7 protein-coding genes are annotated in these 9,613 nt (G+C 58.3%); 5 read left to right on the top strand and 2 right to left on the bottom strand.

Going from position 1 to position 9,613, the window contains the following annotated elements:
• Window positions 1–170: 170 nt before the first annotated feature.
• Both typA and thiI read right to left on the bottom strand, forming a co-directional pair.
• On the bottom strand, window positions 171–1,991 hold the full coding sequence (gene typA, locus QMX98_RS28085; RefSeq protein WP_010464551.1) for a translational GTPase TypA: 1,821 nt from the start codon (window positions 1,989–1,991) through the stop codon (window positions 171–173).
• 139 nt (window positions 1,992–2,130) lie between these two features.
• Entirely contained in the window at window positions 2,131–3,585 is a 1,455-nt protein-coding gene (thiI, locus tag QMX98_RS28080) for a tRNA uracil 4-sulfurtransferase ThiI (protein WP_077747593.1), read from the bottom strand.
• 330 nt (window positions 3,586–3,915) lie between these two features.
• Between thiI and glnA the strand changes: the two genes are divergently transcribed.
• The 5 genes from glnA to ntrC all read left to right on the top strand — a co-directional run bounded on the left by glnA (window position 3,916) and on the right by ntrC (window position 9,502).
• Window positions 3,916–5,322, top strand: coding sequence for a glutamate--ammonia ligase (glnA, locus tag QMX98_RS28075; protein WP_010464555.1), 1,407 nt, complete (start codon window positions 3,916–3,918; stop codon window positions 5,320–5,322).
• A 303-nt stretch (window positions 5,323–5,625) separates the two neighbouring features.
• Entirely contained in the window at window positions 5,626–6,135 is a 510-nt protein-coding gene (locus QMX98_RS28070) for a DUF4124 domain-containing protein (RefSeq protein ID WP_282411714.1), read from the top strand.
• Entirely contained in the window at window positions 6,132–6,752 is a 621-nt protein-coding gene (locus tag QMX98_RS28065) for a DUF4124 domain-containing protein (RefSeq protein ID WP_282411713.1), read from the top strand. The genes QMX98_RS28070 and QMX98_RS28065 overlap by 4 nt, the downstream gene beginning before the upstream one ends.
• Before the next feature lie 231 nt (window positions 6,753–6,983).
• Window positions 6,984–8,069, top strand: a complete 1,086-nt coding sequence (gene glnL / locus QMX98_RS28060) for a nitrogen regulation protein NR(II) (RefSeq protein ID WP_010464561.1) — start codon at window positions 6,984–6,986, stop codon at window positions 8,067–8,069.
• Complete coding sequence (ntrC, locus tag QMX98_RS28055) at window positions 8,066–9,502, top strand: nitrogen regulation protein NR(I) (protein WP_010464563.1); 1,437 nt, start codon at window positions 8,066–8,068, stop codon at window positions 9,500–9,502. Before glnL ends, ntrC begins: the two co-directional genes overlap by 4 nt.
• Window positions 9,503–9,613: the final 111 nt, after the last annotated feature.

Genomic DNA, 9,613 nt, shown 5'->3' with positions numbered 1-9,613 from the left:
AGCCTCGCTCCTACAGGTCATGCGCCGTTCTTGTGACGCGTGCAAAACCCGTAGGAGCGAGGCTTGCCCGCGAAGGGACCCGAACTGACACCGCACAAACCCCAGACAAACAAAAACGCCCCCGACCTTGCGGTCGGGGGCGTTTTTTTAGCAGCTAACTAAGTCGAGACTCAGTTACCGGCTTTCTTGGCAGCGCGGGTACGCTCGCTTTCGCCCAGGATCTTCTTGCGAAGACGGATGGACTTAGGAGTGACTTCGCACAATTCGTCTTCTTGAACGAATTCCAGAGCTTGTTCCAAGGTGAAACGGATAGGCGGAACCAGAGCGATGGTTTCGTCTTTACCCGAGGCACGCATGTTGTCGAGCTTCTTGCCTTTGGTTGGGTTGACGCCCAGGTCGTTGTCGCGGCTGTTGATGCCGACGATTTGACCTTCGTACACGTCTTCACCGTGACCCAGGAACAGTTTGCCGCGAGCTTGCAGGGTTTCCAGCGAGTAAGTCAGAGCCTTACCGGTAGCAACCGAAACCAGCACGCCGTTTTGACGGCCGGACATGTCGCCGGACTTCATCACGTCGTAACGGTCGAAGATCGAGGTCAGGATGCCTGCACCGGAGGTCAGGGTCAGGAACTCGTTACGGAAACCGATCAGGCCACGAGCCGGGATGTTGTACTCAAGGCGCACACGGCCCTTGCCATCCGGAACCATGTTGGTCAGGTCGCCTTTACGGATACCGATCTGTTCCATGATCGAACCTTGCGATTCTTCTGGCAGGTCGATGGTCACGTTTTCGTACGGTTCGTGCTTCACGCCGTCAACCATGCGGATGATCACTTCCGGACGACCAACACCCATTTCGAAGCCTTCGCGACGCATGGTTTCGATCAGTACCGAGAGGTGCAGCTCACCACGGCCGGAGACTTTGAACTTGTCGGCGGTGTCGCCTTCTTCAACGCGCAGGGCAACGTTGTAGAGCAGTTCCTTGTCCAGACGTTCCTTGATGTTACGGGACGTCACGAACTTGCCTTCTTTACCGCAGAAAGGCGAGTCGTTTACCTGGAAGGTCATGGAAACGGTTGGTTCGTCAACGGTCAGCGGCTTCATCGCTTCGACGTTCAGTGGGTCGCACAGAGTGTCGGAGATGAACAGCTGGTCGAAGCCGCTGATGCAGACGATGTCGCCGGCAGCTGCTTCTTCAACGTCGATACGGTGCAGACCGTGGTGACCCATCAGCTTCAGGATACGACCGTTACGCTTCTTGCCGTCGGCGTCGATAGCAACAACCGGAGTGTTCGGCTTGATGCGGCCACGAGCGATACGGCCAACGCCGATAACACCCAGGAAGCTGTTGTAGTCCAGAGCAGAGATCTGCATCTGGAACGGACCTTCACGGTCGACTTTCGGCGCAGGTACGTTGTCGACGATCGACTGGTACAGCGGGGTCATGTCTTCAGCCATGTCGGTGTGTTCCAGACCGGCAATGCCGTTCAGGGCCGAGGCGTAGACGACTTTGAAGTCCAGCTGTTCTTCGGTAGCACCGAGGTTGTCGAACAGGTCGAAGATCTGGTCCAGAACCCAGTCCGGACGCGCGCCTGGACGGTCAACCTTGTTGATCACCACGATTGGACGCAGGCCGGCTTCGAAAGCCTTCTTGGTCACGAAACGGGTTTGCGGCATAGGGCCGTCTTGAGCGTCAACCAGCAGCAGAACGGAGTCAACCATCGACATTACGCGTTCAACTTCGCCGCCGAAGTCGGCGTGGCCCGGGGTGTCCACGATGTTGATGTGGTAGCCGTTCCAGTTGATGGCGGTGTTTTTCGCCAGAATGGTAATACCGCGTTCTTTCTCCTGGTCGTTGGAGTCCATCACGCGCTCGTCGTTGAGCTCGTTGCGCTCCAGGGTGCCGGATTGACGCAAGAGTTTGTCTACCAGGGTGGTCTTACCATGGTCAACGTGAGCAATGATGGCGATGTTGCGTAGATTTTCGATCACTTGTGTATCTCGATCAGAGGATTCGGTGTGCTGACAAGTCTTGGCAGCGATTAACAGTAGAGTCCGGCAAAGCCGTTACAGCTTGACGGCGGCGTCGGGGGGCCGGTGACGCAGGCCACAGGCAAACAGCCCCGGGCACTTAGCTCGGTCGATAAACGCGCACATTGGCATGCCCCTCACTGAGCAAATGGTGGGCATGCAGGCGACTCATCACGCCTTTGTCGCAATACAGCAGGTACTGGCGAGTAGGGTCCAGTTCCTTGAAACGAGCGTTCAATGCATAAAACGGCATCGTTTGTACCTCAATGCCAGCAAGGCCCAGCGGGTCGTCTTCAGCGGCATCCGGGTGACGGATGTCGATGACGATCTGACCAGCCAACGCTTCGCTGACTTCTTCGATCTGCAAGTCCTGGCCCAATTCGTCGATCACGCGATCGATCGGCACCAGTTTGGCGTTCTCGAGCGCACGCTCAAGTACTGCCATGTCGAACTGTTGTTCTTCGTACTCCACGCGCGGACGCTTGGCGTGGGTCTTGGGGTTCACCGAGATGACCCCGCAATATTCCGGCATGTGCTTGGCGAAGTCGGCAGTACCGATTTCGTTGGCCAGGTCGATGATGTCCTGCTTGTGACTGGCGATCAGCGGACGCAAGACCAGCTTGTCGGTCACGCAGTCGATCACGGACAGGTTCGGCAGTGTCTGGCTCGACACCTGGGAAATCGCCTCGCCGGTAACCAGCGCTTCGATGTCCAGCCGATCGGCAATACGGGAAGCAGCGCGCAACATCATACGCTTCAAAACTACACCCATATGACTGTTATCGACTTTCCCGAGAATTTCTCCCAGTACTTCCTCGAATGGCACACTCACAAATAACACGCGTTGGGAGCTGCCGTACTTCTTCCAGATGAAGTGCGCGACTTCCATGACGCCCAGTTCATGGGCCCGCCCGCCCAGATTAAAGAAGCAGAAATGGCTCATCAGGCCGCGGCGCATGATCTGGTACGCAGCCACCGTGGAATCGAACCCACCTGACATCAGCACAAGCGTCTGTTCCAGGGCGCCCAGCGGATAACCGCCGATGCTGTTGTGCTGGCTGTGGATCACGAACAACCGTTTGTCGCGAATTTCGATGCGGACTTCGATTTCCGGCTCTTTCAGCGAGATTCCCGCGGCGCCGCACTGACGACGCAGTTGGCTGCCGACGTATTTCTCGACGTCCATCGAACTGAATTCGTGCTTGCCGGCACGCTTGCAGCGCACCGAAAAGATCTTCCCGGCCAACGCATCACCGAAGTGCTGCTTGCACTTGGCGACGATGTCGTCGAAGTCGCCCAGCGGGTATTCATCGACTTGCAGGAAATGCGCGATGCCCGGCATGCAGCTCAGGCGCTCGGTCATCTCCTTCAGGGCCTTGGGCTCGCTGACGCGGGTTTCCAGCTCGAGATTGTCCCACACACCGTTCACCACCACAGCCGGGTCCAGATCGCGGAGCACGGTACGGATGTTTTTGGCCAACTGGCGGATGAAACGCATCCGTACCGGGCGGCTCTTGATGGTGATCTCGGGGAAGACTTTTACGATTAATTTCATGAAAACAGCGCGCGCAGGCCCAGCCGAAAAAGGGGGGCGCGGATTATAGCGGAAATTGCTCAAGGTTTAACCAGTTAATGTGCAGAAGGTTTTGCGCGCACCAAAACAGGTCATTTGATGATTTTAACGCTACATTGTAGGGCGAGATTTTCCGCTTACAGACGCTTTGTGCCTTTATAAGCGTGATATTGGGGCAAAAAACCCATGCTGGGGCACTGGCATGCAATTTGCTCCCTTGTGAGGCAGGTTGCCTTGGCAGAGTATTCGCGCCGGCATCACCCACATTCTAAGGGCATCCACTACTAAGCCCGAAGCCACCCGGAGGACACTATGTCGAAGTCGGTTCAACTCATCAAAGATCATGACGTCAAGTGGATTGATCTGCGCTTCACGGACACCAAAGGCACTCAGCACCACGTGACCATGCCGGCTCGCGACGCGCTGGATGAAGCTTTCTTCGAAGAAGGCAAAATGTTCGACGGTTCCTCCATCGCTGGCTGGAAAGGCATCGAAGCTTCCGACATGATCCTGATGCCGGACGACTCCACTGCCGTCCTCGACCCGTTCACCGAAGAGCCGACCCTGATCCTGGTTTGCGACGTGATCGAGCCTTCGACCATGCAAGGCTACGACCGTGACCCACGTGCGATCGCCAAGCGTGCCGAGGAATACCTGAAGTCGACCGGTATCGGCGACACCGTATTCGTAGGTCCAGAGCCAGAATTCTTCATCTTCGACGAAGTGAAGTTCAAGTCCGACATCTCCGGTTCGATGTTCAAGATCTACTCCGAACAAGGTTCGTGGATGTCCGACCAGGACGTGGAAGGCGGCAACAAAGGCCACCGTCCAGGCGTCAAAGGCGGCTACTTCCCGGTCCCGCCGTTCGACCACGACCACGAAATCCGTACCTCCATGTGCAACGCCATGGAAGAGATGGGCCTGGTTATCGAAGTTCACCACCACGAAGTGGCCACTGCCGGCCAGAACGAAATCGGTGTGAAGTTCAACACCCTGGTGGCCAAGGCTGACGAAGTTCAGACCCTGAAGTACTGCGTACACAACGTGGCTGATGCCTACGGCCGCACCGCGACCTTCATGCCTAAGCCGCTGTACGGCGATAACGGTTCGGGTATGCACGTTCACCTGTCCATCGCCAAAGATGGCAAGAACACCTTCGCTGGCGAAGGCTATGCCGGCCTGTCCGACACCGCCCTGTACTTCATCGGCGGCATCATCAAGCACGGTAAGGCCCTGAACGGCTTCACCAACCCGTCGACCAACTCCTACAAGCGTCTGGTCCCAGGTTTCGAAGCGCCGGTAATGCTGGCCTACTCGGCTCGTAACCGTTCCGCTTCGATCCGTATTCCTTACGTGTCCAGCCCTCGCGCTCGCCGTATCGAAGCCCGCTTCCCGGATCCAGCAGCCAACCCGTACCTGGGCTTCGCTGCACTGTTGATGGCTGGCCTGGACGGCATCCAGAACAAGATCCACCCTGGCGACGCAGCTGACAAAAACCTGTACGACCTGCCGCCTGAAGAGGCGAAAGAGATCCCACAAGTTTGCGGCAGCCTGAAAGAAGCCCTGGAAGAGCTGGACAAAGGTCGTGCGTTCCTGACCAAAGGCGGCGTGTTCTCCGATGACTTCATCGACGCTTACATCGCTCTGAAAAGCGAAGAAGAAATCAAGGTCCGTACCTTCGTACACCCACTGGAATATGAGCTGTACTACAGCTGCTGATCCGGTAGCGCCTGCGCAAGCGGCGTGACAAGAAAGAGGCCTCCTTCGGGAGGTCTTTTTTATGCCCGCGATTCAACAAGCGCTGAAAAACCCTGTGGGAGTGAGACCGGCTTCCCGGCGATGGCATTTTTTCATTCAATATTGATGTTGGCTGATCCACCGTTATCGCGAGCAGGCTCACTCCTACAGGGTTTTGTTGCGTTTGGGAGATCCCTGTAAATCATGCCCGGATGTTTTTGAATTGGGTCAACCGCCACCCCTGACCTATGCTGCACCCCAACGCTTTCGTTTCTGGTCGATTTTATGGGTCGTGGTTTTCTTCTGATGTGGCTGCTGATCGCCCTGCCTGCCGCAGCGCAGATCTATAAGTACACTGACGCCTCCGGCAACACCGCCTACAGCAATCAGCCACCCGATGGCGTCAAGGCGCAGCCGGTCGAGTTACCACCGCTCAACAGCGTTGCGCCTCAGGCACCTCCCGCACCCGCTGCCGAAGCCAACAACCGCGAGCCGCCGCGCAGCGCCTATGAGGTGCTGGAGTTGACCGGTTTACCCACCGACGAAGCCCTGCGCGCCAACAACGGCACGTTCACAGTCAGCGTCCTGATCAAACCGCGCCTGCAAGCGCCGCATCTGTTCAGGTTGTTGCTTGATGGCCAACCCTATGGGCAATCGAGCAACGTGCCGATCCTGCAACTGGTGAACATCGATCGTGGCGAACACAGCCTGGCGGTGCAGGTGATCGATGGCGAGCACATCATCCAGCAAAGCCCGACGCAGACATTTACCGTGCAACGGGTGCACAAGCGATGAGGATGTGGCTGCTGATCGCCTGCCTGATCGCGCTGCCGGTCACGGCCGAGGTGTTCACTTACGTCGACGCCCAGGGCAACCGGGTCTACACCGACCAGCCAGGCTCAGGCAACGCCAAGCGTGTGCCGCTGGCGACGAGCAATCGCATGTCTGCCAACCCCAGCGGGGCCGCGCCGGTGACCGCTGCGCAAAAAACCGAAGACAAACCCTTGTTCCACTACGACATGCTCCGCGTGCTGGTCCCGGAACCGGACGCTACGGTCCGTAGCAATGCCGGTGAGCTGATCGTCAGTGTCACCAATGAACCAGGCCTGCAACGAGGGCACCGCTACCGATTGCTGCTCGACGGCCAACCCACCGCCGAGCCCGGCGTCAGTCCGGTGTTTGCCCTGAGCAACATCGACCGCGGCCGCCACAACCTGTCCGTGGAAATCCTCGATGAACTGGGTCGCACCGTCGAACGCACGGCCAATCAACCCTTCCAGATGCTGCGCATCTCCCTCGCACAGAAGCGCAAAGTCAAACCTTGCGCTCTCACCGACTATGGCCAACGGCCGGAATGTCCGCTCAAAGACAAACCCGAAGAAGAAAAAAATCCCTTCCTGCGTTTCTTCTAACGCCGTTCAGCTTTGCGCACTATATTGGTGCAATAGGGTGCACCGTACCCACATCTCAACCCATTTTGGTTCGAAAGTACCCGCAAAAGCTGGCAGAACGCCACGCAAACGAGCGTCAAACGCCCGTTTCAGGCTTTAAACGCTTCTTTTCGGAGCCTTGGTTTGGTTTTTGCATTTTCCTCATATCGGCGCGTTATTCGCGCGCATGCCCTGCTCCAAAAGAGGTCCTAAATGACCATCAGTGACGCACTCCATCGTCTGCTTCTCGACAATCTGACCACCGCCACCATTCTGCTCGATGCCGAATTGCGCCTCGAGTACATGAACCCGGCGGCGGAGATGCTCCTGGCCATCAGCGGTCAGCGTAGCCATGGGCAGTTCATCAGCGAGTTGTTCACCGAATCCACTGAAGCGCTGAATTCCTTGCGCCAGGCGGTCGAGCAGGCGCACCCGTTTACCAAGCGCGAAGCGATGCTCACCGCCCTCACCGGCCAGACGCTGACCGTCGACTACGCGGTAACGCCGATCCTGGCCAACGGCGCCACGATGCTGCTGCTGGAAGTCCACCCCCGTGACCGCTTGTTGCGGATCACCAAGGAAGAGGCGCAACTGTCGAAACAGGAAACCAGCAAAATGCTGGTGCGCGGTCTCGCTCATGAAATAAAGAACCCGCTGGGCGGGATTCGCGGCGCGGCGCAATTGCTCGCCCGTGAACTGCCGGAGGAAAGCCTGCGCGATTACACCAACGTCATCATTGAAGAAGCCGACCGCCTGCGAAACCTCGTGGATCGCATGCTCGGCTCCAACAAATTGCCGTCGCTGGCCATGTGCAACGTCCACGAAGTGCTGGAGCGTGTCTGCCATCTGGTCGAGGCCGAAAGTCAGGGCTGCATCACTTTGGTGCGCGACTACGACCCAAGCATTCCCGACGTCTTGATCGACCGCGAACAAATGATCCAGGCCGTGCTGAACATCGTGCGCAACGCAATGCAGGCCATCAGCAGCCAGAACGAGCTGCGCCTGGGCCGCATCAGCCTGCGCACCCGCGCCATGCGCCAGTTCACCATTGGCCACGTACGCCATCGCCTGGTGACCAAGATCGAAATCATCGACAACGGTCCCGGCATTCCCGCGGACCTGCAAGAAACCATCTTCTTTCCCATGGTCAGCGGCCGCCCGGACGGTACCGGGCTGGGCCTGGCCATTACCCAGAACATCATCAGCCAGCACCAGGGCCTGATCGAATGTGACAGCCACCCAGGCCATACCACTTTCTCGATCTTTCTGCCCCTGGAACAAGGAGCCACATCGACATGAGCCGTAGTGAAACCGTGTGGATCGTCGATGACGACCGTTCTATCCGTTGGGTCCTGGAAAAAGCCTTGCAGCAGGAAGGCATGACCACGCAAAGCTTCGACAGCGCCGATGGCGTGATGAGCCGCCTGGCGCGCCAGCAGCCTGACGTGATCATCTCCGACATCCGCATGCCGGGTGCCAGTGGCCTGGACCTGCTGGCGCGGATTCGCGAGCAACACCCACGGTTGCCAGTGATCATCATGACTGCGCACTCCGATCTGGACAGCGCTGTCGCGTCCTATCAGGGCGGCGCGTTTGAGTACCTGCCAAAACCGTTCGACGTCGACGAAGCGGTGTCGCTGGTCAAACGCGCCAACCAGCACGCCCAGGAACAGCAAGGCCTGGAAGTCCCGGTCGCCTTGACCCGCACCCCGGAAATCATCGGCGAAGCGCCGGCGATGCAGGAAGTGTTTCGCGCCATCGGGCGCTTGAGCCACTCCAACATCACCGTGCTGATCAACGGTGAATCCGGTACCGGTAAAGAATTGGTAGCCCACGCCCTGCACCGCCATAGTCCACGGGCTGCGTCTCCGTTCATCGCGTTGAACATGGCGGCGATCCCGAAAGACCTGATGGAATCCGAGTTGTTCGGCCATGAGAAAGGCGCGTTCACCGGCGCAGCCAACTTGCGTCGCGGGCGCTTTGAGCAGGCGGACGGCGGCACGCTGTTCCTCGATGAAATCGGCGACATGCCGGCCGACACCCAGACCCGCTTGCTGCGCGTACTGGCCGACGGCGAGTTCTATCGCGTCGGCGGTCATACGCCGGTAAAGGTCGATGTGCGCATCATCGCTGCGACGCACCAGAACCTGGAAACCCTGGTGCACGCCGGGAAATTTCGTGAGGACTTGTTTCACCGCCTCAACGTGATCCGCATCCACATTCCACGGCTGTCGGACCGTCGCGAAGACATCCCGACCCTGGCCAAGCACTTCCTCAGCCGCGCTGCGCAAGAACTGGCGGTAGAACCGAAGCTGCTGAAAAGCGAAACAGAGGAATACCTGAAGAACCTGCCGTGGGGCGGCAACGTGCGTCAGCTGGAGAACACCTGCCGCTGGATCACGGTGATGGCTTCGGGTCGCGAAGTGCACATCAGCGACCTGCCGCCGGAACTGCTGAGCCTGCCGCAGGATTCGGCGCCTGTGACCAATTGGGAGCAAGCGCTGCGTCAATGGGCTGATCAGGCGTTGGCTCGCGGTCAATCGAGTTTGCTCGACAGCGCGGTACCGGCGTTCGAGCGGATCATGATCGAGACCGCCCTGAAACACACCGCCGGGCGACGTCGCGATGCGGCGGTCTTGCTGGGTTGGGGACGTAATACCCTGACGCGCAAGATCAAGGAATTGGGGATGAAGGTTGATGGTGGGGATGATGATGAGGGGGAAGAAGGCTAAGCGGCCTCTAGCGCTTCGCTGACAGTTACATACATTCGCGGGCAAGCCTCGCTCCTACAGGTCACGCGCTAATCTTGAAATGGCGCAAACCCTGTAGGAGCGAGGCTTGCC

It is taken from the genome of Pseudomonas sp. PS02303 (genome assembly GCF_029959925.1).
GTDB classification, from domain to species: Bacteria; Pseudomonadota; Gammaproteobacteria; order Pseudomonadales; family Pseudomonadaceae; genus Aquipseudomonas; species Aquipseudomonas mandelii.
The sequence above is the reverse complement of the archived record's forward strand: the minus strand, read 5'-3'. Positions and strand labels throughout refer to the sequence as shown.